Genomic DNA, 24,387 nt, shown 5'->3' on the forward strand with positions numbered 1-24,387 from the left:
AGACGGCCGAGCCGACCCCGGCCGAGTCGGGCGTGCCTGTGGATGAGCCTCCCGAGCTGTCGGCGGCCGCTGGTAGACAGTCAGGCATGCCCGCCCCGACCGCCACCGCCACCCGCGACGACGCCGAGCGCCACCTGCGCGCGCTCGTCGGCCCGCTGCCCGACGGCGGCGAGGCGCGCCTGCGCGACGACCAGTGGACGGCGATCGAGGCCCTCACCGTGCACCGGCGGCGGGCGCTCGTCGTCCAGAAGACCGGGTGGGGCAAGTCGGCGGTCTACTTCGTCGCCACCCTGCTGCTGCGGGCCCAGGGGGCCGGGCCCACCGTCATCGTCTCGCCGCTGCTGGCCCTCATGCGCAACCAGATCGCCGCGGCCGAGCGCGCCGGCATCCGCGCCGTCACCATCAACTCCACCAACCTCGAGCAGTGGGAGGACACCCACCGCGCCATCAACGCCGGCGAGGTCGACGTCTTGCTGGTCAGCCCCGAGCGCCTCAACAACCCCGGCTTCCGCGACGAGGTCCTGCCCCGGCTCGCCGCCACGTGCGGACTGCTCGTCGTCGACGAGGCGCACTGCATCAGCGACTGGGGCCACGACTTCCGTCCCGACTACCGCCGCATCCGCACCCTCCTGATGGAGCTGCCCGACGGCATCCCGGTGCTGGCCACCACCGCCACCGCCAACCAGCGGGTCACCGCCGACGTCGCCGAGCAGATGGGCAGCGAGACGTTGGTGCTGCGCGGCTCGCTCGACCGCGAGTCGCTGCGGCTGGGCGTCGTCCGGCTGCGCACCGCCCAGCAGCGCCTGGCCTGGCTGGCCGACCACCTCGCCGAGCAGCCCGGGTCGGGCATCATCTACTGCCTCACGGTCGCCGCCACCCGCGAGGTCGCCGACTACCTGCGCTCACGCGGCCACGAGGTCGCGGCCTACTCGGGCCAGACCGAGCAGACCGAGCGGCTCGCGCTCGAGCAGGCCCTCATCGACGGCGAGGTCAAGGCGCTGGTCGCCACCAGCGCCCTGGGCATGGGCTTCGACGCCCGCCTCGGGTTCGTGGTCAACCTCGGCGCGCCGCAGTCGCCCGTGGCCTACTACCAACAGGTCGGGCGCGCCGGACGCGGCGTGCCGGCCGAGCCGGGGGCGAGCGTCGTCCTGCTGCCGGCGACGGAGGACCGCGACATCTGGGCCTACTTCGGCTCCCTGTCGTTCCCGCCCGAGGCCCAAGTGCGCCAGACCCTCGAGGTGCTGGCGGCCGAGGCCCGGCCGATGTCGCTGCCGTCGCTCGAGACCCAGGTCGAGCTCAGCCGCAGCCGGCTCGAGCAGATGCTCAAGGTGCTCGACGTCGACGGCGCCGTCCGACGCGTGCGGGGCGGGTGGGAGGCCACCGGGCAGCCGTGGAGCTACGACGAAGACCGCTACCGCCGGGTGCGCGAGGCGCGTGAGCGCGAGCAGCAGGCGATGCTCGACTACCTCGCCACCGACGGCTGCCGCATGCGCTACCTGCGTGAGCAGCTCGACGACCCCGAGGCCGTCGACTGCGGCCGGTGCGACAACTGCGGCGGCCTGCGCCTCGACGCGACGGTCTCCGAGGCGGCGGTCGCCGAGGCGGGCGAGCGGCTGTCGCGTCCGGGCGTGCCGGTCGAGCCACGCAAGATCTGGCCCACCGGGCTGGCCGCCATGGGCATCGAGCTCAAGGGCAAGATCACCGGGGCCGACGAGGGCCGCGCCATCGCCCGGCTCACCGACCTCGGCCACGGCCAGGCCCTGCGCGAGCTGTTCAAGCCCGGCGCGGGCGACGGCCCGGTGCCACCCGGCCTGGCCCGTGCCCTCGTCGACGTGCTCATGCACTGGCGACCGCAGGTCGACGGCGTCGTCGTGGTCGAGTCGCTCTCGCGGCCCGCCCTCACCGACGACCTCGCCACCAACCTGTCGCGGTTCCTCAAGAAGCCCGTGCTCGGCCGCTACGCGATCGTCGACCACGACATCGAGCCCGGTCGCGGCGCGATGAACTCCGCGCAGCGGGTCGCCACCGTCGGACGCCGCTTCGCGCTCGAGGTCGACGAGCCCCTCGACGGGCGCTCGGTGCTGCTGGTCGACGACCTCCACGTCACCGGCTGGACCCTCACCCGGGCCGCCGTCGCCCTGCGCGCCCGGGGTGCCGACGCCGTCCTGCCGCTCGTGCTGGGGACCGAGCGTTGATGGCATCGGCCCTGCCGTTCGACCACGACGCCACGTCGCATAACGCCGTCCAGGTCGCCGGGCGCGTAGCGTCGCTCGAGTACGTCGTCCGGAGCAGGCAGGCCGCCAACCGGCCGAAGGACCAGCGAGTGCTGCCGGTCCTCCGCGAGATCCTCGCGACCCGACACCAACGAGGGGAGACGCAGCGGTGCGCTACGGCATCACGATCCTGACCGACCTGCCGTGGGCCGAGGCGAGGCCGCGGTGGCAGGCGGTGGAAGACATGGGCTTCGACCACGCCTGGACCTACGACCACCTCGTCTGGGGCGGTCTGCCCGACTCGCCGTGGACGACGGCGACCCCGGTGCTCGGGGCGGCGGCCCAGGTGACGAGCCGCATCGGCCTCGGCACGCTCGTCGCCTCGCCCAACTTCCGGCACCCCTACCTGCTCTTCCGCGACGCCCAGGCCCTGGAGGACCTCAGCGACGGCCGCTTCCTGCTCGGGGTCGGCACCGGCGGCAACCTCGACTCCACCGTGCTCGGGCTCGACGAGCTGAGCGTGAAGGAGCGCGTCGACCGGTTCCAGGAGCTCACCGACACGCTCGTGGCCCTGCGCGACGGCGACCACGTGACCCGCGAGGGCCGCTGGTTCTCCACCACCGACGCGCGCACCCTCCCGCCGCTGCGGCGCACCCCGCTCCTGGTCGCCGCCAACGGCCCCCGATCACTGCGCTACGCCGCCCGCGTCGGCGACGGGTGGGTCACCACCGGTCCGAGCGTCGAGACCGTCGGGCAGTGGTGGAGCGGGCTCGCGACCGCCGTCGCGACCTACGACGAGGCGCTCGCGGCGTCCGGGCGCGGGCCGTGCCCGCGCTACCTGCTCACCGACGCCGCCCCCCAGGTGGCGGGCACGCCGGGTCGGTTCGCGCTCAGCAGCCGGGCCTTCTTCGAGGAGGTCGCCGGTCGGGCGGGCGAGCTGGGGTTCACCGACCTCGTCACCCACTGGCCTCGCCCGAGCGAGCCCTACCCGGGCGACGTGGCGGTCCTGGAGGACGTCGCACGTGAGGTGGTCTCGCGGGGGTAGGCCCGGCCCGGCGACCGCGGACCCCTCCCGCGCGACCAGGCCCCGGGGTTTGGCCACGCCGTCGGCATGGGCACCGTGGGGTCTCGAACCGAGAGGACCCCGATGCCCCGCCGCGCCCCCCGCCTGCTCACCGCGCTTGCGCTGACCCTCGTCGGCGCGACGCTCGCCGCGTGCGGTGACGACGACCGCGCCGACCTCCCGGACCTGCCCGTGATCCAGCAGGCGTGGGAGCTGCGCGACGTCGACGTGTTCGTCGCCGGCACGTACTGGACGCGGCCGGCGGTCTGGTCGACCGCCGACCTGCTCGTGGCGACCTCGGCCGACCACGACGCGATGAGCACCACCCTGCGCAGCATCGACCGCGACGGCACCGTGCAGTGGACCACCGACCTCGAGGGCTTCCCGTGCTCGACGTCCGACCAGGTCGGCGACGACGGGACGGCGGCCCTGCGGCTGAGCAGCAGTCGCGACCAGCTGAGCTGCGACCAGCTGGTCGCCTTCGACACCGCGACCGGGACCGTGCGCTGGCAGGCCGAGCTCGGAGCCCTCGACGGACCGTACGAGCCCCGCACCACGGTCGGCGCCGTCGTCAGCACGTCGGGCGCGTGCGGACGGGTGCTCCGGTTCGCCCTCGCCGACGGCGCGCCGTTGCGCGAGGTCCAGACCTACGCCGGTGACCGGCCTTGCCGCGGCGTCGGCGCCTTCGCCGACGACCTGGTGCTCGCCCAGCCCCGCCGCGAGAACGCCGACGGCCGGCCGACCCGGTCGGTGCTGCTCGACGACTCGTTCGCCGAGCGGTGGAGCACGCCGCGTCCTGTGCAGGCCACCGACGTCGTCAGCACCGACCCCCTCGTGGTCGAGGCCGTCGAGGGACCGCACCGGTTCCTGCGCCGTTACGACGACGCGGGCCGGCCCGGGCCGCCGATCGGCTACGACCTCGGCTACACCGCGCACTTCCGCACCATCGCCCACGACGACCGCACCCTCGTCGGTGCCTACGACGACGCGGAGGTCGTGCACGCCTTCGACCTCGACACCGGCGAGCTGCTCTGGACCAGGTCGAACGACCGGTTCGGCTCGACACCACGCCTGCTCGGCGAGCACGACGGCCGGCTCGTCTGGGGGCAGCCCGCCGACGTCGACCAGGGCGAGGAGGGCTACCCGAGCGACCAGTACTGGATCACCCTCACCGACCTGCGCGACCCGACCCGGGGCAGCACCCTCGGCCGGCTGCAGACCGACGACGGGCAGTCGGGTCCCTCGCTCACGGTGGACGTCGACCTGGCCTACGTGGCCGGTGACCTCCTCCTGGTGCCCGGCTACCGGTTCCTGGCCTTCGACCTCACCGCCGACACCGAGGGCGGCTCGGCCCCGGACGGCGTCTCGCTGGTCCCGCCCGATCGCTGGGCCGGTGTCTCCGACACCGACCAGGACTGGGCCGGCGGCGACGTCCGACCCACCGAGGCGCTGCGCGCCTGCACGACGGTCGCGCCGACGACCCTCGACCTGCTCGGCCTCGACGGCGACCTGCCGGCGCCGATCTCCTGCTCCTGGTACGGCGGCGGCGCGGGAACGCTCGCGGTGCGGGTGACGGTCGCGGAGGGCGGCACGTTCGAGGACGGCGAGCGGACGGCGTCGGAGAACGCGGCCCGCTCGATGGACGGGCTCGACGACACGGAGGCGCGGGTCGTCGCCGTCGACGGGCTCGGCGACGCCGCGTTCGTGGCCGACGGCTCGTTGTCCGACCGGCTCGGCACGGCGGGTCCCGCGAGCGCGCCGACGGCAGGACGGTCGCGCGTCGTGGTCCGCAGGGCCAACGTGCTGGTCGACGTCGATGCCTCCGGCTTCACCGGCGTGGCGCCGTCGACGGTGCGACGCGCGGCCCTGCTCGCCGCCACCGACGTGCTCGCCGGCGTGGGGCTCGACGTGGCGCCGCCGGCCCCGGGCACCCCCGGACCGGTCACCGGCGTGGGCACGGCGTGCGCCGACCTGGCTCCCGCGCGCGGCCTGGCCGACGGCCCCGGCCGGGAGATCGGCCCCGGTGGTGAGGTAAACGGTTGCCGGTGGGGCACGACGAGCGACGGGGAGCTCGTGCTCGTCGCCGAGGCGGTCGAGCCGCGACCCACGGGTGGGGTCGACGCCGTCACGACCGCGAGCCAGCTGATGACGGCCGACGACGTCACCGAGGTGCCCGGTCTCGGCGACGAGGCGTGGGCGGCGCTCGACGAGAGCTACGGCGCCACGACGGTGCTGCTCGCGGCCCGGCGCGACAACCTGGTCGTCACCGCGCGCTACTCCGCCTACGACGACGCGTCGAGCGAGCGGCGTCAGCGCCAGGTCGAGGCACTCGTGCGTCAGGCGCTCGAGCCGGGCGTGCTCGGCTGACGGCCTCGGGTCGCTCTTGGTCCGGCGGCTAGCCTCGCCCGCGGCACCGGCCCGCCCCCGGACCGTGTGCGGGCCCGGCGCTGTCCCCGCCCGCGGCTACGGTCGTCGCCGAGAGCCCGAGAGGAGGTCGACCCGTGAGCTTCGTGCCCGTCACCGGCACCGCGACGTTCCGCGCTGCCGAGCCGCCGCGCGAGAGCGTGGTCGAGTTCAGCGACGAGCGCCGCACCGTCGCGCTGCCCATGCGGGCGGCGCTGCCGGTGCTCTCGCGGGTGCGGGGGCGCGACGACGTCCACCCGAGCGTCGGGCTGCTCTCGGGCGCGGCGCTGCTCGGGCTCCGCCTCGTCGCCTCGGGGCGGCTCGAGCCGGGGTCGGGGTCGTGGCGTGCGGCCCCGCTCGCCCCCGACGACGCCGAGCGGGTCGCGCTGCTGGCCGCCGCCCGGGCCCACGACGAGCTCGGGGCGAGCGACGCCGACGCGTTGGTGCGACGGGTGCTCGACGCCGTCGCCGACACCCTGCCGCGCAGCGCTCCGGCCAGCACCGCGGCCCGCCGTCCCGGGCCCGGGGCGCCGAGCACGGGGCCGGCGACGCCGTCCACGCCGTCCACGCCGTCCACGCCGTCGACGACGGGCGGGCCCGACTTCGCCGAGCGGCTGCAGGCGCGCATCGCGCGGCACCGCTCGCGCGCCTCGGTGCTGGCCGACCTGCCCCAGCTGGTGCGCCTCTCACTCCGCGTCGAGGCCGACGAGGAGGACCTCGCGGCCGGGTCGCTGCGCGTCGTCCTGCAGGTGCACGACGAGCTCGACCCGCTGCACGTGTGCGACGCAGCGGTGCTCTTCACCGCCGATCACGACACCCACGGCTTCGGTGAGCGCGCCCGCACTCATGCCAGCATCGCGCTGCGGGCCGCGGCCGAGGCGTGGCCCCCGCTCGAGCGGCTGCTCGCGCTCCGGGTGCCCGACGAGATCACCCTCGACGCCGACGAGATCGGCAGCCTTCTCGAGTCCGGGGTCTCCGCCCTCGGCGAGCGCGGTGTCGACGTCATGTGGCCCAAGGCGCTCGGCCGCGACCTCACGTCGTCGGCCGTGCTCGACGCCGCGCCCCGGCCGAGGGGCGCGGCCGGCGCCGCGCGCGAGGAGCCCCTCAACCAGCCGCTGCTGTCGACCGAGGCGCTGTTCAGCTTCCGGTGGCAGCTCGCCCTGCACGGCGACCCGCTCACCGACGACGAGATGGACCACCTCGCCGCCGCGGCCTCGCCGGTGCTCAAGCTGCGCGGCGCCTGGACCGTCGTCGACCCCGCCACCGCCCGGCGCGCCCGCAAGCGCCTCATCCGCACCGTCAAGCCCGCCCAGGCCGTCGCAGCCGCGCTCACCGGGGTCGTCGAGGTCGAGCCCGGCGCCGACACCTCGGTCGTGGTCGGCGCCTCGCTGCTGCGGGTGCGCGAGCGGCTCACCGCGGCCGCCACGCGCGAGCCGGTCGAGCCTCCGGCCGCGCTCCGGGCCACGCTCCGCGGCTACCAGCGCCACGGCCTCACGTGGCTGGCCGACCTCACCGGCCTGGGCCTCGGTGCGTGCCTTGCCGACGACATGGGCCTGGGCAAGACGATCACCCTCATCGCGCTGCACCTCCACCGGCGCGACGCGGGCCACAGCGCGCCGACCCTGGTCGTCTGCCCGACCAGCCTGCTCGGCAACTGGGAGGCCGAGATCCACCGGTTCGCGCCCGGCGTCGCCGTCCGGCGGTTCCACGGCGCGCAGCGCGACCTCGACGGCCTCGACGGGCCCGACGGCGCCGGCGGCTTCGTGCTCACGACCTACGGCACCATGCGGGTCTCGGCCGAGGCGCTCGGCGCCGTCGGGTGGGACCTCGTGGTCGCCGACGAGGCGCAGCACGTGAAGAACCCGGCGTCGTCGACGGCGCGTGCGCTGCGCTCGATCCCCAGCGTGGCGCGGGTGGCGCTCACCGGCACCCCGGTCGAGAACAACCTCACCGAGCTCTGGGCGGTGCTCGACTGGGCGATCCCCGGCCTGCTGGGCAGCCGCAACGCGTTCCGCAAGGCGTGGGCCGGGCCCATCGAGTCGGGCCAGGAGCCGAAGAAGGCCGCCCAGTTCGCCGACCTGGTCTCGCCCTTCCTGCTGCGCCGGCGCAAGTCCGACCCCGGCATCGCCCCCGAGCTGCCGCCCAAGACCGAGACCGACCACCCTCTCACGCTCACGCGCGAGCAGGTGGTGCTCTACGAGGCCTTCGTGCGCGAGACGATGGAGCGCATCGAGCGCTCCGACCCCGATGCCCGCCGCGGTCTCGTGCTCGCGCTGCTCACGGGGCTCAAGCAGATCTGCAACCACCCGGCCCAGTTCCTCAAGCAGTCGGGCGCCGTCCGGCTCGGGGGTCGCTCCGAGAAGCTCGACCTGCTCGACGAGCTCGTCTCCACCGCGGTCGCCGAAGACGGCTCGGTGCTCGTCTTCACCCAGTACGTCGCCATGGCCCGGCTGCTCGAGAGCCACCTGACGGCGGCGGGGCTGCGGCACCAGTTCCTGCACGGCGGCACGATGGTGCGTGAGCGCGAGCGCATGGTCGAGCGGTTCCAGGCCGGCGAGGTGCCCGTCTTCCTGCTCTCGCTGAAGGCCGGTGGCACCGGGCTCAACCTCACCCGCGCCGACCACGTCGTGCACGTCGACCGCTGGTGGAACCCGGCCGTCGAGGAGCAGGCGACCGACCGCGCCTACCGCATCGGCCAGACCCGCCCCGTCCAGGTGCACCGCATGCTCATGCGCGGCACCGTCGAGGAGCGCGTGGCCGAGCTGCTCACCCGCAAGCGGGCGCTCGCCGACGCCGTCCTCGGCCGCGGCGAGGCGGCGCTCACCGAGCTGAGCGACGCCGAGCTGCGCGACCTCGTCACCCTGCGGCAACCGTGACCGCCTCGGTCGTCAGCCACCCGCCGATCGCCGCCCGGCGCGGCGCCGCTCGCGCGCGCACCTGGTGGGGCAAGGCCTGGGTGCGCGCGCTCGAGGAGGCGGCCTACGCCGAGACCGACCTGCGCCGTGGCCGGTCGCTGTCGCGCGCGGGCGCCGTGGGCGGCATCTCGCTCACCGCCGGCCAGGTGGTCGCCGCCGTCGCCGACGACCGCGGCCTCCACACGGTCGACGCCCGCCTGCCGGTGCTCACCCCCGAGAGCCGGGCCACCCTGGTCGAGGTCGTGGCCGCCGAGGCCGGCCGCATCGGCTCGCTGCTTGCCGGCGACCTGCCCCACTCGCTCGTCGAGCACGCCGACGAGGCCGGCGTCGAGCTGCTGCCGTTCGGCACCGAGCTCGAGACCACCTGCACGTGCGTGGGTTGGCTCGACCCCTGCCCGCACGCCCTCGCGGTGCTCAGCCAGGTCGCCTGGCTCGTCGACGACGACCCGCTCGTGCTCCTGCACCTGCGCGGGCTCCCGCGCGACGAGCTGCTCGCCGGCCTGCACGCCCGCACCGCCGTCAGCTACACCAGCGACGGGGGCGAGGAGACCGACGCCGATCTCGACACCGCCCTCGACGCCGCCGCCCGGGCCGCGCGCATCCTCGAGCTCCTCGACGGCGACGCCGACGCCCGCGTCGACCACCTGTTCTGACCGTTCCGAGCTCACCGCGACAGTCGTGGACGTCTCGCACGAGCCGTTCGCCGGTGCGAGAGGTCCACGACTATCGCAGCAGGGCGCGCAGGGCCATGTCGGTGAGCAGGTCGGTCATCTCGTCGTCGGGCAGCTTGCCGCTGTGGGGCGTGGAGTTGATGAGCCCGAACGCCGCGTGGGCCTGGGCGCGGGCCGCGCCGCGCCCGAGGGCGGGGTCGAGCTGGCGCAGCTGGTCGGCCCACAGGTCGACGTAGGCCCGCTGCAGGCTGCGCACCCGCTCGCGGGCGTCGTCGGGCAGCGACGACCAGTCGCGGTCCTGGACGACGATCAGCGCGCGGCGTCCGAGGGCGAACGAGACGTGCCACGCCACCAGGCGCCGCACGGCGTCGGCGGGACCGGTGGCGGCCTCGACCCGCTCCTGACCGACCGCGAGCAGCTCCTCGCTGATGTTGACCAGCATCTCGGCGAGCACGGCGTCCTTGGAGGCGAAGTGTTTGTAGAGCGCCGGGCCGGAGATGCCGCACGCGGTGCCGAGCTCGGTGACGGAGACGCCGTGGAAGCCCCGTGCCGCGAACAACTCGGCCGCGGTCGCGAGGATCTGCTCGCGGCGGGTGGCCGCGGGGGCGGCGGTCTCGGTCACCCGCACGAGGTTACCGACCGTTAACGACCCACCTCGGCCGGCGTCTCGTCGGCGGGCACGTAGCCGCGGCCCGGGAGCGCGACGACGGCGGCCGCCGCGGCGGCGAGGCACAGCAGGCCGATGGCCACGCAGGCCACCGACAGCCCGTCGACGAAGGCGTCGTTCATGGCGGCGGTGACGCCGGGCACCCGGGCGCCGAGGGCGTCGGTGAAGCCGACCGACTCCTGCGCCCGGGCCAGGGTGGCGTCGTCCAGCTGCCCGGTGAGCAGGGTCGCGAGCCGGTCGGCGTAGAGCGAGGAGAACAGCGAGCCGACGACCGCGACGCCGAGCGTGCCGCCGAGCTCGCGGGTGGCGTCGTTGACGGCCGAGCCGACGCCGGCGCGCGCCGGCGGCAGCACCTGCAGGATCGACTCGGTGGCCGGGGTGCTGACCAGGCCGAGGCCGAGACCCATGAGCACCATCTGCGGCACGATCACCTGCGCGTAGGAGACCTCGACCGTGACCGTGGAGATCCACAGGAACGCCGAGCCGAGCAGCACCAGCCCGGTGGTGACGACCGCCTTCGTGCCCAGGCGCGGCGCGAGCGTGGCGCCGGCGATCGAGGCGATGGCGATGCAGGTGGCGACCGGCAGGATGCGCAGGCCGGTGCCGAGCGCGGAGTAGTCGCGGGTGAACTGGAAGAACTGCGTGATCAAGAAGATGAACCCGAACAGGGCGAAGAAGGCCACCGTGACGGCGCCGCAGGCCGCGCTGAAGCGACGGTCGAGGAACAGGGTGACGTCGAGCATCGGGTGTTCGACGGCGCGCTCGACGGCGACGAAGACGCCGACCAGCACGGCGGCGACGGCGAAGCCGGCGACGGTCGTGACGCTGGTCCAGCCGTGCTCGGGCGCCTCGATGATCGTCCACGTCAGCGTGCCGAGCGCCGCCACCGAGGCGAGCAGGCCGGGCCGGTCGAGCGCGGGCACGTGCGGGTCGCGCGACTCGGGCACGAACGCGAGCGTCATCGCGATCGCGACGAGGCCGACCGGCACCAGTGCCCAGAACACCGCGTGCCAGGTGAAGTGTTCGAGCAGGAAGCCGCCGGTGACCGGACCGAGCGCGACGCCCATGCCGGTGGCGGCGCCCCAGGCCCCGAGGGCGCCGGCACGCTCGCGCCGGTCGGGGAAGGCGTTGGCGATGATCGACAGCGTCGTCGGGAAGATCAGGGCGGCGCTCACGCCCATGACGAAGCGCAGGGCGACGAGGGCGCCGGCGCTGTCGACGAGCGCGGCCACGCCGCTGGCGGCGGCGAACGAGGCAAGACCGACGACGAGCGCGGGACGGCGTCCGACCTTGTCGGAGATGCTGCCCATCGCGAGCACCAGCGCGGCGAAGGCGAGGTTGTAGCCGTCGACGACCCACAGCAGCTCGCGGGTGCCGGCGTCGAGCTCGCGGGCGAGGCTGGGCAGCGCGACGTTGACGATCGTGGTGTCGAGGTTGATCGTCAGCGCGGCCAGGCAGACCGTGAGCAGGATCAGGGGCTTGCGGTGCGTGGGCATCAGGACTCCATGTGGACGGCGACAACATGGAGCATGCATGGTCATGTGGACGCTGTCAACATCGTCTAGTCTCGGCGGGGTGACGACGCAGCGCTACCACCACGGCAACCTGCGCGAGGCGCTCGCCGAGGCCGCGGTGCAGGCCGTGCGCGAGCACGGGCCCGACGGCCTGGCGGTCCGCGACCTCGCCCGTCGCGTCGGCGTCTCGCACAACGCCGCCTACCGACACTTCGCCGACCGCGACGCCCTCGTCGACGTCGTCGCCGAGCACGCCCTGGCCGGCCTGGTCGTCGCCATGCAACGGCGCCTGGCCGGCGTCACCGAGACCGAGCCGGTCGCGCGGGCCCGACGTCGACTGATCGAGATCGGCGTCGGCTACGTCGACTACGCCGTCGCCGAGCCCGGCCTCTTCCGCCTCCTCTTCACCGCCTACCCCGAGGCGCCCGAGCCAGACGGCAAGGCCGGCGACCCCTACGGCCTGCTCAACGCGGCCCTCGACGACCTGGTCGACGTCGGCTACCTCAGCCCGGCGGTGCGCCCGGGCGCCGAGATCGGCTGCTGGTCGGCCGTGCACGGCTTCTCGGTGCTCTGCACCGAGGGCCCCCTCCGGTCGATGCCCGACGACGAGCGTCAGGCCGCCCTCACGGCCATGCTGTCGAGCATCGACCTCGCCTACGGCGTCAGCTGAGCTCGCCGACGGCGCGGCAGACTGACGTCATGACCACCGAGCGACCGCTGCGCGCCCTCGTCCGTCGTCCTGGCCCGCTCCTCGCCGACGGCCTCGTGACCCACCTCCAGCGCACGCCCGTCGATCTCGACCTCGCCGCACGGCAGTGGGAGGCCTACGTGGGCGCACTGCTGGCCGAGGGGTGGGAGATCGTCGAGGTCGCGCCTGCCAACGCGTGTGCCGACGCGGTCTTCGTCGAGGACACCGTCGTCATGTACGCCGACCTGGCCGTCATCACCCGGCCCGGCGCCGACGAGCGCAAGCCCGAGACCGCCGGCACGGAGGCCGCTCTCCGCGCCCTCGGCTACCGCATCGCGCACATCGAGGCTCCCGGCACGATGGACGGCGGCGACGTGCTCAAGCACGACGGCACGGTGTGGGTCGGCCTGGGCGGGCGGACCAACCGGGCCGGGGTCGACCAGCTCGCCGCACTGCTCGAGCCCCTGGGCGCGCGCGTCGTGGCCGTACCGGTGTCGAAGGTCCTGCACCTGAAGTCGGCCGTCACCGCGTTGCCCGACGGGACGGTCGTCGGCTACCAGCCGCTGGTCGACGACCCGACCGTGTGGGACCCGTTCCTGCCCGTGCCCGAGGAGCCCGGCGCCCATGTCGTCCTCCTCGACGGCGAGACCGTGCTCATGGCGAGCAGTGCCCCGGAGACGGCGGCGCTCTACCGCGCGCGTGGCCTCCGCGTCGTCACGGTCGACATCAGCGAGTTCGAGTCGCTCGAGGGCTGCGTCACGTGTCTGTCGGTGCGTCTGCGCTGAGCGCTTCCGCCGACCTCGCCGACCGGTCGACCTGGTCGGTGGGTCTGCGCGCCGGCCCGCGACGCACATGACTATTCCTCCAGGGCCGCCCGGACCGCGTCGTGGTAGCCGGGCGGGTCGAGCAGGAACGAGTCGTGCCCCCACGGGAGACGATCTCGACGTGCTCGGAGTCGGCGGCGCGCAGGAGCTCGTGGGTGCGCACGGAGTGTGCCGTCGGGAAGCGCCACTCGGAGTCGACGGAGACGTGTCGGAACCGGGTCCCGCCGGAGGCCGCCCGGGCCGCGGCGCCGGGCTCGGCGAGCGGGTCGAAGCAGTCCATGACCCGCTCAGGTAGAGGTAGGACGGGGCGTCGAAGCGCTCGAGGAACATCGCCGCCCGGTGGACGACCGGGTTAACGATCGTTAACCTGGGGGCGTGCCCGAGATGAGAGACCTCGTCGCCGACCTGCGCGAGCGGTTGGCCGTCGTACGCCGGGGCGGCAGCGAGGCCGCCCGCACCAAGCACACCGACCGCGGCAAGCTCCTCGTCCGCGACCGGGTCGACCGGCTGCTCGACCCCGGCAGCCCGTTCCTCGAGCTGAGCCCGCTCGCCGCGACCGAGATGTACGGCGGCGCCGTGCCCAGCGCCGGCGTCGTCACCGGCATCGGGCGGGTGCACGGGCGCGAGGTCGTCGTCGTCGCCAACGACGCCACCGTCAAGGGCGGCACCTACTACCCGATGACGGTCAAGAAGCACCTGCGCGCCCAGCAGGTCGCCGCCGACAACCACCTGCCGTGCGTCTACCTCGTCGACTCCGGCGGCGCCTTCCTGCCCATGCAGGACGACGTGTTCCCCGACCGCGAGCACTTCGGCCGGATCTTCTTCAATCAGGCCAACCTCTCGGCGCGCGGCATCCCGCAGATCGCCTCGGTGATGGGCTCGTGCACCGCCGGCGGTGCCTACGTGCCGGCGATGAGCGACGAGACCGTCATCGTCAAGGAGCAGGGCACCATCTTCCTCGGCGGCCCGCCCCTGGTGAAGGCCGCGACCGGCGAGGTCGTCACGGCCGAGGACCTCGGCGGCGGCGACGTGCACGCACGCAAGAGCGGCGTGGTCGACCACCTCGCCGACGACGACGCCCACGCACTCGCACTCGTGCGCGGCATCGTCGACACGCTGCCCCGCTCCGGGGGTCTCGAGGCTCGCTCCGCTCGCACCTCGACCACCGGGGGCCGCACGTGGCAGGTGCGCGAGCCCGAGGAGCCTGCCGTCGACCCGGCCACGCTCTACGACGTCGTCCCGGCCGACACCCGCACGCCCTACGACGTGCGCGAGGTGATCCGTCGCGTCGTCGACGGCAGCCGGTTCCAGGAGTTCAAGCAGCTCTACGGCGAGACGCTCGTGACCGGGTTCGCCCACGTGTGGGGCCACCCGGTCGGCATCGTGGCCAACAACGGCATCCTGTTCAGCGAGTCGGCGCTCAAGGGCGCGCACTTCATCGAGCTGTGCAACCAGCGCGGCATCCCGCTGGTGTTCCTGCAGAACATCACCGGCTTCATGGTCGGCCGCGAGTACGAGAACCGGGGCATCGCTCGCGACGGCGCCAAGCTCGTCACGGCCGTCGCCTGCTCGGTCGTGCCGAAGTTCACCGTCGTCATCGGCGGCTCGTTCGGCGCCGGCAACTACGGCATGTGCGGGCGCGCCTACGACCCCCGGTTCCTGTGGATGTGGCCCAACGCGCGCATCTCCGTCATGGGCGGCGAGCAGGCGGCGTCCGTGCTCGCCACCGTCGCCGGCCGCCCCGACGACGACGAGTTCAAGGCCCCGATCCGCGAGCAGTACGAGACCCAGGGCTCGCCCTACTACGCCACGGCGCGGCTGTGGGACGACGGCGTCATCGACCCCGTCGACACCCGCCGGGTGCTCGGCATGGGTCTCGCGGCGGCCGCCAACGCGCCCGTGCCCGAGCCCTCCTACGGCATCTTCCGGATGTGATCGCGATGTCGTGTGGACCAGTCGGTACGACGCCGCTGAGGTCTCGAGGCTCGTCGCCACGGCTCCTCGCACCTCGACCAGCGTGTGAAAGGGACTTGAAGTGATCCGCCCCATCGCCCTCGACTCCGTCCTCGTCGCCAACCGCGGCGAGATCGCGCTCCGCATCATGCGCACCTGCCGGCGCTTCGGCATCCGCACGATCGCGGTCTACACCGCCGTCGACGCCGGCGCGCCGCACGTGCGGGCCGCCGACGAGTCGGTCGAGGTGGCCAGCTACCTCGACATCGACGCCGTCGTCGCCGCCGCGGTCGCCACCGGGGCCTCCGCCGTCCACCCCGGCTACGGGTTCTTGTCCGAGCGCGCGGCGTTCGCGCAGGCGCTCGCCGACGCCGGCGTCACCCTCGTCGGGCCGAGCGCCACGGTCATGGAGCAGATGGGCCGCAAGGACGCCGCCCGCGAGATCGCCGTCGCGGCCGGGGTGCCCGTCGTCCCGCGTGGTGAGGACGCCGGCTTCCCGGTGCTGGTCAAGGCCGCGGCGGGCGGTGGGGGCAAGGGCATGCGCGTCGTCCGCTCCGAGGCCGAGATGGCCGAGGCGGTCGCGGCCGCGAAGCGCGAGGCGGCGAGCGCCTTCGGCGACGACACGATGCTCGTCGAGAAGTACGTCGAGCGTGGGCGCCACATCGAGGTGCAGGTGCTCGGCGACACGCACGGCAACGTCGTGCACCTGTTCGAGCGCGACTGCTCGACCCAGCGCCGGCACCAGAAGGTGATCGAGGAGGCGCCGGCGCCGACGCTCACCGACGCCGTCCGCGAGACCGTGCTGAGCTCGGCCGTCGCACTGGCTCGGCACGTCGGCTACGTCTCGGCCGGCACGGTCGAGTTCCTGCTCGACGCCGACACCGACGAGGTCTACTTCCTCGAGATGAACACCCGCCTGCAGGTCGAGCACCCGGTCACCGAGTGCATCGCCGGGGTCGACCTGGTCGAGCAGCAGCTGCGCGTCGCCGCGGGCGAGGCGCTCTCGTTCACCTCGGGCGAGCCGGCCGGGCACGCGATCGAGGTGCGCGTCTACGCCGAGGACCCGTTCCACGACTTCCTGCCGCAGGCCGGCACCGCCTCGATCGTGCGCTGGCCCGCGACGTCGGCGGCACGCACCGACCACGCCCTCGAGAGCGGCCAGGTCGTCAGCACCTCGTTCGACCCGATGCTGGGCAAGGTGATCGTGCACGGCCGCGACCGCGACGACGCGCGCCGGCTCCTGGTCGAGGCGCTCGACCAGACCGCGATCCTCGGCCTGACCACCAACGTGGGGTTCCTGCGCCGGCTCGCCGCCTCCGACGAGTTCCGCGACGCCACCATCGACACGGCCTGGCTCGACCGCCACCACGTGCCGGCGCCGTCCTCCGACCTCGCCCGCACGGTCGCCGCCTGGACGTCGGCCATGCTCACCGCCGTGACGGCGCCGGGCGCGGGCGGTCCGTTCGGCTCCGACGGCTTCCGTCTCGGCGCCGACCCCGCGCCCACGCTCGTCGAGCTCGACCGCGAGGTGCTCGTCGACCGGCACGCGGGCACGGTCGGCGGCGTCCCCGTGCGCGAGGTCTCGGCCGCGAACCACGCCGTGCGCCTGGTGGTCGACGGCGTCACCGTCGACGCCGTCGTCAACGCCCAGCCCGGCTTCGTCGACGTCGCCCTGCACGGCCAGCGGTTCCTGTTCACCGCCCCCGACCGGCTCGCCGGAGCGGCCGCCGTCGGCGACGGCACCCTGCTCGCGCCCATGCCGGGCACCGTGCTCGACGTCCGGGTCGCGGTGGGCGACCGCGTCGAGGCGGGCCAGGTGCTCGGCGTCATGGAGGCGATGAAGATGGAGCTGGCGCTGAAGGCCCCGTTCGCCGGCGCCGTGAGCGCCGTCGACGCCGTCGCGGGCACCCAGGTGCCGATCGGCACCGCCCTGTTCGTCGTCGAGGACGTCGTCGAGGAGGCGGGCCGGTGACCGCGCTGCCGATGCTCGTGCCCGAGCCCGGGCTGCCCGCGGCCGTGACGATCTACGAGGTCGGGCCGCGCGACGGCCTGCAGAACGAGAAGGAGGTCGTGCCGCTCGAGGTCAAGGCCGAGTTCGTCCGTCGCCTCGTCGCGGCCGGCCTGCCGGTCGTCGAGGCCACCTCGTTCGTGCACCCGCGCTGGGTGCCGCAGCTCGCCGATGCCGCCGAGCTGATGACCGAGCTCGGGGAGGCCGGCCGCGACCTGCCCGTGCTGGTGCCCAACGAGCGCGGGCTCGACCGGGCCCTCGAGCTCGGCCTCCGTCACGTCGCCGTCTTCGCCTCGGCCACCGAGACCTTCGCGACCAAGAACCTCAACCGCTCCTACGACGACCAGTTCGCGATGTTCGAGCCCACGATCACCCGCGCGCTCGACGCCGGCCTCGACGTGCGCGGCTACCTGTCGATGTGCTTCGGCGACCCGTGGGAGGGCGCGGTGCCGCTCGACGCCGTCGTCACCGCCGGACGACGCCTGCTCGACCTCGGCGTCGGGCAGCTCAGCCTCGGCGACACCATCGGCACCGGCACCGCCGGCCACGTCACCGCCCTCGTGCAGGCCTTCGTCGACGCCGGCGTCGGGGTCGACCGGCTCGCGCTGCACTTCCACGACACCTACGGCCAGGCGCTCTCCAACGTCCAGGCGGGCCTGCGGGCCGGCGTCACCACCTTCGACGCCAGCGCCGGCGGCCTCGGCGGCTGCCCCTACGCGAAGTCGGCCACGGGCAACCTGGCCACCGAGGACGTCGTCTGGCTGCTCACCGGCCTCGGCATCGACCACGGGGTCGACCTCGACGCCGTCGTCGCGACCTCGGTGTGGATGGCCGGACACCTCGACCGGCCGAGTCCGTCGGCCGTCGTGCGGGCCCTGTCGAGCAGGTGACGGGCACCACGTCGACGTCGGGCACTCCGCCCGCCCGGTGACTCCGAACGACTCCTACGCCTACGTGAGCGGCAGATCGCCACAAAGGGGGATTCCCGCGATGCGGGATGATCTGGTGTCGTTTGACATCTCCTGCCGCTCAGGAGACGCCCCGAGCGAGACGAGGAGCAGCACGCATGACCATGGCCGAGAGGGTCGCGGCGGTCCGCGACGGCGGAGGTCGCACCGGTGCGGCCGCCGTCCTGATGGTCGAGCTCGCCTCGCGCCAGGTGGTGCACGTCAACGCCATCGCCGAGGAGCTCGCGCCCGGGGTGTCCCTGCCGGTCGGCCTCGACGTGTGGTCCGACGTCGCCGAGCTGCGCGACATCGACGGCACCGAGCTCTCCGCGACCGACCACCCGCTCTCGCGCGCGGCCCGCTCCGAGCCCGTCGACGGGCAGGCGGTGACCGCGGCCCGGCGCAGCGGGCTCGGCGAGCGCCGCGAGCCGCTGTGGCTGGTGGCCGTCCCCATGATCGGCGCGCCGATGCTCGAGGACCACGTGCTCGTCGTGCTCCTCCCGCACGTCGCCCCGAGCGACGACCGGCCCACCCCCGACGAGGTGCCTCCCCTCTCCGACGAGGTCGACGGCCTGGAGATGGCCCAGATCGGCGCGGCCACCGGCGTCGACGGTCTCGGCAACGGCGACGCCGGCCGCGAGCTGCGCGACCGGGCGCTGGCGGCCACCACCTTGTCCTTCACCGTGGCCGACGCCCTGGCGGACGACCAGCCGCTGGTGTGGGTCAATCCGGCCTTCACCGCGACGACGGGCTACGAGTTCGACGAGGTCGTCGGGCAGAACTGCCGCTTCCTGCAGGGAGACGACACCGACGAGATCGGCCCGGGCCAGCTGCGCCACGCCATCGAGCGCGGCGTGCCCACGCGCGTGACGCTGCTCAACTACCGCAAGGACGGCACGTCCTTCTGGAACCAGGTCGACCTCAGCCCGGTGCACGACGCCCAGGGCACCATCGCGCACATCGTCGGCATCCAGACCGACGTGACCGACCAGGTCGAGGCCGCGCAGGCCACGCGGGCGGCCCTCGAGGCCGAGCGTGAGGCCCGCGCCGACGCCGAGGCCACCCGGACCCGCCTCACCTTCCTCGTCGACGCCGTCAACCGCCTCAGCGGCTCGCTCGACGTCGCCGGGTGCGCCGACGAGCTGCTGAGCCTGGTCGTGCCCTACCTGGCCGACTGGGCGCTGCTGCTGCACGACGACGACGTCGCCCCGCTGTCGCTGATGCGGGCGCGTCACCGCGACCCCCGTCGTCAGGAGGAGGTCGACGCCTTCGCCGCGTTCCTGCCCCGGGCCCTGCGGCCCGGCCCCGTGGCCGACGTCCTGCTCGGCGACCGGCCCTACCGGGTGATCGACGACCTCGACAGCGCGTCGAGCCACGACGAGCGGGGTGGCTACCTGCGTGACGACGCGCTCATCGCACGCACCGCGGCCCTCGGCGGCCGCCAGGCCCTCGTCGTGGGTCTCGTCGGCCGCGCCGGGGTGCACGACGTCCTGGTGCTGGTCCGCGCCGTCGGACGCGCTGACTTCGACGACGACGACATCACCGCCGCGCTCGACCTCGGCCGTCGGGTGGGCCTCATCCTCGACAACGCCAGCCTCTACGAGGGCCAGGCCCGCATCGCGAAGGTCCTGCAGCGCAGCCTGCTCCCCGAGCTGCCCGACGTCCCCGGCATCGAGGCCGTCTCGCGCTACGTGGCCGACGAGACCCGGGCCGAGGTCGGAGGCGACTTCTACGAGCTGTTCGACTTCGCCGGCAACGACGACAGCGCCGCCGAGCTGCGCGGCCGCGGCGCCGGGTTCGCGATCGGCGACGTGATCGGTCACGACATCCTGGCCGCGGCCGCCATGGGGCGCATCCAGGGCATGCTCCGGGCGGCGGCGCGCGAGCGCCCCGACGAGCCGGCGCGGGTCCTGGAGAACGTCGACGCCCTCATGCTCGACATCGGCCACGCCTCGATGACGACCGCGGTCTTCGCCCACCTCGTGCCCTCCGGCCCCGGGTGGCGGTTGCGCTGGAGCAGCGCCGGGCACCCGCCGCTGGCCGTGCTCCGTCCCGACGGCGTGGCCGAGGTCCTGCACGTGCGCAACGACCTGCTCCTCGGCGTCAAGAACGTCGACCGCGTCGAGCACGAGGTCGACCTGCCGCACGGCACGATCGTCGTCGCCTACACCGACGGGCTGGTCGAGCGCCGCACGGAGGTGATCGACGTCGGTCTCGACCGCCTGCGCACGACGCTCCAGGACCTGCCCCGCGGGGTCGAGGGCCGACCCGACCTCGCGGCCGTCTCCGACGGCCTGATCGACGTCCTCTCGGGCCCCGGCCGCACCGACGACGACATCGCGTTGCTCGTGCTGCGCCTCGACGACCCGGAGCAGGTCACCGGGGCGTGACCCGCGTCGCTAGCCTGAGCACGTGAGTCGCACGGTCTACCTGCACGTCGGGGCACCCAAGACCGGCACCACGTACCTGCAGCACCGGCTCGCGCTCAACACCCGCACGCTCGCCCAGCACGACGTGCACTACCCCAGCCGGCACGCCCTCGCCGACGTCACGCTCAGCCAGTTCCGCGCGGCGCTCGACCTCATGGGTCAGGACTGGGGCGGGCCCAGCGGCCACGCCCAGGGCGCCTGGGACGCCACGATGCGCCGGGTCCGGCGGCTCGACGGCACCGTGGTCATCAGCCACGAGGTGCTCGCGACCGCGACCACCGACGACGTCCGCCGGGCGATGCGCGACCTCCGGGGCAGCGAGGTGCACGTCGTCTACTCCGCGCGCGACCTCGCGCGTCAGGTGCCGGCCGCGTGGCAGGAGCACGTCAAGCAGGGCGGCGGCACCGGCTACACCCGGTTCGCGCGGCGCATGACGCGCGGCAACATGTGGTTCGCCCGGGCCTTCAACCTGCCGCAGGTGCTCAGCACGTGGGGTGAGGGCCTGCCGCCCGAGCGCGTGCACGTCGTCACCGTGCCGCACGAGCGCGGCCCGAACGGCGACGAGCTGTGGCTGCGGTTCTGCCGGGCGCTCGGCATCGACCCCGCGTGGGCCCCGGTCGAGAGCGACGTCGTCAACGTCTCGATGGGCATCGCCGAGACCCAGGTGCTGCGGCGGATGAACCGCCGTCTCGAGCACGCCGACCGCAAGGACACCGCCTACGCGCGCATCGTCCGCGAGAAGCTCGCCCAGGGGCTGCTCGCCAACCGCCGCGGCTCGCGCGTGCAGCTGCCGCCCGAGCACCAGGCGTGGGCCACCGAGCAGGCCGAGCGGTGGATCGAGTGGATCGCGGGGTCCGGTGTCGACGTGGTCGGCGACGTCGCCGACCTGCGCCCCCGCGAGCTCGTCTCGGCCGACGAGTGGATCGACCCCAACCGCGCCCCGGCCAAGGCGCAGCTCGGTGCCGCGCTCGACGCCCTCGCCCTGATGACCCGGGAGGCCGCCCGGCGCGAGGACCCCGAGGCCAGGATCAGCGCCCGGGTGCGCCAGAAGTGGCGGGCCCGATGAGTGCCGAGATGGGCCGCGAGGCGATGGAGCGCCGCGCCTGGGGCTGGGTCGCGCACCTGCGCGACGGCGGGACGACGCCCTGGGCGGCCTGGGCGGGCGAGGCCGACCGCACCGGCCGGTTCCTGCCCGGCGCGCAGCAGCTCGAGCTGCTGCGCCGTCTCAACGTCTCGGGTCTCGCCGACCTCGACCTCCGGCGCCGCACCGACCTCGTCGAGCGCGTGCTCACCGCGAGCGCTCCCGGTCGCGGCCGCCCCGACCTCGAGCTCGTGGGCGCCGTCCCACCGGTCACCTACGGCCCCCAGCCGGTCGACCCCGCCGACCTGTCGGCCGACGAGCTGCTGCGCGTGGCGACCAACCTGCTCGCCGAGGACCTCGTCGCCGCCGGCGTCCCGCCCGTCGCGGCGCCGCGCTTCAACCGGCCGTGGCGCCCGTTCGAGGTCGCCGGCGTGCCCTGGCTCGCGATGCCGGTCGCCGACGAGATGACGCGCCGCGGACGCCGTCCGGGGGGCAAGGGCGTGACCGGCTTCCTGCTCGCTACCGACATGGCCACGATGATCGAGCTGGCGTTCGTCGCCCGCTCGTTCGACCAGGGCGGCGCCGCGTGGCGCGACTGGTCGGCCAGCGCCGCCGCGGGCCACCGTCTGCCGCCGCGCGCCGACCTCGCGCCCATGCTCGCGGCGTGGGTCAAGGGCATCGGCGCCGACCGTGTCCGGCTCGTGCTCGACCTCGACCAGCTGCCGCGCCTGCTCGGCACCCGCCGCCCGTTCGCACCGCCCCCGGTGCCGTCGGCCGACGCCACCGACCTCGCGCGGCGCGTCTCCGCCCCGCTGGGCCTCCTCGTGCTGCCCGCCGAGCGGGCCGAGCTGCTCCGTCGCCGGCTGCTGCCCCGCCTGCTCGACCACCCCGGCCCCCCGTCGCGCCTCGACGACGACCAGGTGGCCTGGGCGCGCGAGCAGGGTGAGCGGCTGCGCCGCACGGTGGCCGGCGCCGCCTACGAGGTCGTCGGCTCGCCCGACCGGCTCGTCCCGCCGCGCCGGCGCCCGCCCGGCGGCGAGGTCGACGACGACCGCGTGCTCCGGCTGGCGGCCCGGCTGCTGCTCGAGGGAGGCGCCCGATGAGACGGGTCTACCTCCACGTCGGCACGCCCAAGACCGGCACCTCCTACGTCCAGGACCTGCTGTTCCGCAACCGCGAGCGGCTCGCCGACGCCGGCGTGCGCTACCCGGCCGAGCACCCCGACGACCACTTCCGCGCGGCCCTCGACCTGATGCGCCTGCCGTGGGGCGGGCTCGAGGCCGAGGCCACCGGTGCCTGGGACCGGCTCGCCACCGAGGTCTGCGGCCACGACGGCCCCTCGATCATCAGCCACGAGATCCTCGCGACCGCGTCGCGCTCGCAGGTCGGCCGCGCGCTCGAGTCGCTCGGGCACGCGACCGGCGACGCCGGCGGCGAGGTGCACGTCGTCTTGTCGGTGCGCGACCTGTCCCGGCAGATCCCCGCCGAGTGGCAGGAGAACGTCAAGCACCGGCGCACGTTCACCTACGCCGAGTTCCTCGCCGAGATCCGCGACCCCGAGCGGGCCAGCCGCCTCGCGACCTGGTTCTGGGGCGTGCAGGAGGTGCCGGCGATCCTCGACCGCTGGGCGAACGACCTGCCGCCCGAGCACGTGCACCTCGTCACCGTGCCGCCCCGCGGCGGCCCGCCCGACGAGCTGTGGCGCCGGTTCAGCCGGGCGTTCGGCCTCGACGACGTCGAGCTCGACCTCGAGACCTCCCGCGCCAACCCCTCGCTCGGGGTGCCGGAGATCTCGCTTTTGCGGCGGATCAACCAGGCCACCAACCGACACCTCGCGCCGGCCGCCTACCGCCCGCTCGTGCGCGAGCTGATCGCCCACCAGACGCTGTCCGAGCGCACCGACTCGCCGCGGCTCGGCCTGCCGCCCGAGCTGCGCGCCTGGGCGGGCGAGCTCGAGCAGGCCTGGGCCGACGAGGTCGTGGCGCGCGGCTACGACGTCGTCGGCGACCTCGACGACCTGGTCAGCGAGAGGTCCGGCGCGCCGGGCGAGTGGGCCGACCCCGACCGGGCGCGCCAGCGGCACGTCGCCGCGGCCGCCCTCGACACCATCCAGGCCGTGCTGCTCGACAGCGCCCGCCTGCGCGACGAGACCGAGCGGCTGCGCACCGAGCTCCACGACGCCCGGGTCGCCCTCGAGCGTGCCTACCTGCGTCCCACCTACCGGGCCCGGGCCAAGGTCGTGCGCGGCCTCGAGTCCGGCGCGCCCGGTCGCGCCGTGATGCGCGGCTACCGCGCCTTGCGGGGCCGCAGCTCGCGCTCGGCGTAGCTGCCGACCTTGTAGGTCGCCCACCCGTCGGCGCCCATGCCGACGACGCCGCCCAGGCCGGGCACGCGTCGTCCGACGGTGGCGGCCAGACGGCGTCCGGTCACCCGGGCGACCATGCCGCGAGCGACCTCCCGAGAGACGACGTCGTCGAGTGCGCGGTCGTGCACGGGTGCCGTGGCCAGGGCCATGGGCGGGGCGGGCAGCACCAGGTCGGTGACCAGGCGGTGCACCGACTCCTCGCCCAGCGTGGTCACCAGGATCGCGTTGTGCACCCGCGGGTCGTCGAGGTCGTAGCCGCGCAGGTGGGCGACGGCGGCGACCATGCGGCACTGGACGACCGCGATGCCGCTGAGGTTGGCCGGCACCGTGAGCGCCATGGTGACGAGGCCGCCGAGGTTGGTGGCGAAGCCCGACGCGCCCGCGAAGCGGATGTGGGCGTCGACGGTCTCGCGGACCGCCTGCTGCACGGGGTCGCGCGCGTCGGCGTGGTCGGCGAGCTGCCGGGCCGCCGACTCGCGCACCGGCGCGAGCGGCCCGACGCCGTCGATGGCGCGGCGCAGGGCCTCACGCACGAAGGACGACGTGAGCCCCGGGGCGAGGTCGGTGATGCGGGGCGCGAGCTGCCGACCCACCTGCCTGCCGACCGACCTGCCCACACCCATGGCGTCGATCCTAGGCAGACCGG

At 74.6% G+C, this 24,387-nt stretch carries 17 protein-coding genes; 14 read left to right on the forward strand and 3 right to left on the reverse strand.

What is annotated here, in order from left to right:
* Positions 1-86 precede the first annotated feature (86 nt).
* From ABFT23_RS02910 to ABFT23_RS02930, 5 genes are all read left to right on the forward strand, one after another.
* A complete protein-coding gene (locus tag ABFT23_RS02910; protein ID WP_347892446.1) occupies positions 87-2,195 on the forward strand; it encodes a RecQ family ATP-dependent DNA helicase in 2,109 nt (702 codons plus the stop codon).
* A gap of 187 nt (positions 2,196-2,382) precedes the next feature.
* Positions 2,383-3,258, forward strand: coding sequence for an LLM class flavin-dependent oxidoreductase (locus ABFT23_RS02915; protein WP_347892448.1), 876 nt, complete (start codon positions 2,383-2,385; stop codon positions 3,256-3,258).
* A 102-nt stretch (positions 3,259-3,360) separates the two neighbouring features.
* The gene (locus ABFT23_RS02920) at positions 3,361-5,643 is read left to right on the forward strand and encodes an outer membrane protein assembly factor BamB family protein (RefSeq protein WP_347892449.1); all 2,283 of its coding nucleotides are present in this window, start codon (positions 3,361-3,363) and stop codon (positions 5,641-5,643) included.
* A 134-nt stretch (positions 5,644-5,777) separates the two neighbouring features.
* Complete coding sequence (locus ABFT23_RS02925) at positions 5,778-8,555, forward strand: DEAD/DEAH box helicase (protein ID WP_347892451.1); 2,778 nt, start codon at positions 5,778-5,780, stop codon at positions 8,553-8,555.
* Positions 8,552-9,247 (forward strand): SWIM zinc finger family protein, encoded by a 696-nt coding sequence (locus ABFT23_RS02930; RefSeq protein WP_347892453.1) that lies wholly within the window; start codon positions 8,552-8,554, stop codon positions 9,245-9,247. The genes ABFT23_RS02925 and ABFT23_RS02930 overlap by 4 nt, the downstream gene beginning before the upstream one ends.
* A gap of 70 nt (positions 9,248-9,317) precedes the next feature.
* Here the strand turns inward: ABFT23_RS02930 and ABFT23_RS02935 are convergent, their stop codons facing one another.
* Positions 9,318-9,887 (reverse strand): SACE_7040 family transcriptional regulator, encoded by a 570-nt coding sequence (locus tag ABFT23_RS02935; protein ID WP_347892455.1) that lies wholly within the window; start codon positions 9,885-9,887, stop codon positions 9,318-9,320.
* 20 nt (positions 9,888-9,907) lie between these two features.
* The gene (locus ABFT23_RS02940) at positions 9,908-11,428 is read right to left on the reverse strand and encodes an MFS transporter (protein WP_347892457.1); all 1,521 of its coding nucleotides are present in this window, start codon (positions 11,426-11,428) and stop codon (positions 9,908-9,910) included.
* Between the two features lie 79 nt (positions 11,429-11,507).
* Here ABFT23_RS02940 and ABFT23_RS02945 point away from each other — a divergent pair, with 79 nt between their 5' ends.
* From ABFT23_RS02945 to ABFT23_RS02985, 9 genes are all read left to right on the forward strand, one after another.
* On the forward strand, positions 11,508-12,116 hold the full coding sequence (locus ABFT23_RS02945) for a TetR/AcrR family transcriptional regulator (RefSeq protein ID WP_347892459.1): 609 nt from the start codon (positions 11,508-11,510) through the stop codon (positions 12,114-12,116).
* 29 nt (positions 12,117-12,145) lie between these two features.
* Positions 12,146-12,919, forward strand: a complete 774-nt coding sequence (ddaH, locus tag ABFT23_RS02950; protein ID WP_347892461.1) for a dimethylargininase — start codon at positions 12,146-12,148, stop codon at positions 12,917-12,919.
* Positions 12,920-13,342: 423 nt separating this feature from the next.
* Positions 13,343-14,893 carry a carboxyl transferase domain-containing protein gene (locus ABFT23_RS02955; protein ID WP_347893046.1) on the forward strand — a complete coding sequence of 517 codons (1,551 nt, stop codon included), beginning with the start codon at positions 13,343-13,345 and terminating at the stop codon, positions 14,891-14,893.
* Positions 14,894-14,993: 100 nt separating this feature from the next.
* Positions 14,994-16,883: an acetyl/propionyl/methylcrotonyl-CoA carboxylase subunit alpha gene (locus tag ABFT23_RS02960; RefSeq protein ID WP_347892462.1), complete on the forward strand. Its 1,890-nt coding sequence runs from the start codon at positions 14,994-14,996 to the stop codon at positions 16,881-16,883.
* The gene (locus tag ABFT23_RS02965; RefSeq protein WP_457622885.1) at positions 16,880-17,809 is read left to right on the forward strand and encodes a hydroxymethylglutaryl-CoA lyase; all 930 of its coding nucleotides are present in this window, start codon (positions 16,880-16,882) and stop codon (positions 17,807-17,809) included. The genes ABFT23_RS02960 and ABFT23_RS02965 overlap by 4 nt, the downstream gene beginning before the upstream one ends.
* A 176-nt stretch (positions 17,810-17,985) precedes the next feature.
* Positions 17,986-20,256, forward strand: a complete 2,271-nt coding sequence (locus ABFT23_RS02970) for a SpoIIE family protein phosphatase (RefSeq protein ID WP_347892464.1) — start codon at positions 17,986-17,988, stop codon at positions 20,254-20,256.
* Between the two features lie 22 nt (positions 20,257-20,278).
* Complete coding sequence (locus ABFT23_RS02975; protein WP_347892466.1) at positions 20,279-21,361, forward strand: hypothetical protein; 1,083 nt, start codon at positions 20,279-20,281, stop codon at positions 21,359-21,361.
* Positions 21,358-22,479, forward strand: coding sequence for a hypothetical protein (locus tag ABFT23_RS02980; RefSeq protein ID WP_347892469.1), 1,122 nt, complete (start codon positions 21,358-21,360; stop codon positions 22,477-22,479). The genes ABFT23_RS02975 and ABFT23_RS02980 overlap by 4 nt, the downstream gene beginning before the upstream one ends.
* Positions 22,476-23,702, forward strand: coding sequence for a hypothetical protein (locus ABFT23_RS02985; RefSeq protein ID WP_347892471.1), 1,227 nt, complete (start codon positions 22,476-22,478; stop codon positions 23,700-23,702). The genes ABFT23_RS02980 and ABFT23_RS02985 overlap by 4 nt, the downstream gene beginning before the upstream one ends.
* On the opposite strand, the gene ABFT23_RS02990 is transcribed toward ABFT23_RS02985, so the two are convergent.
* Positions 23,663-24,364, reverse strand: coding sequence for a hypothetical protein (locus ABFT23_RS02990; protein WP_347892472.1), 702 nt, complete (start codon positions 24,362-24,364; stop codon positions 23,663-23,665). The two genes, ABFT23_RS02985 and ABFT23_RS02990, sit on opposite strands and share 40 nt — an antisense overlap.
* Between the last annotated feature and the right edge of the window lie 23 nt (positions 24,365-24,387).

It is taken from the genome of Nocardioides secundeburneus (genome assembly GCF_039939255.1).
Classification (GTDB): domain Bacteria; phylum Actinomycetota; class Actinomycetes; order Propionibacteriales; family Nocardioidaceae; genus Nocardioides.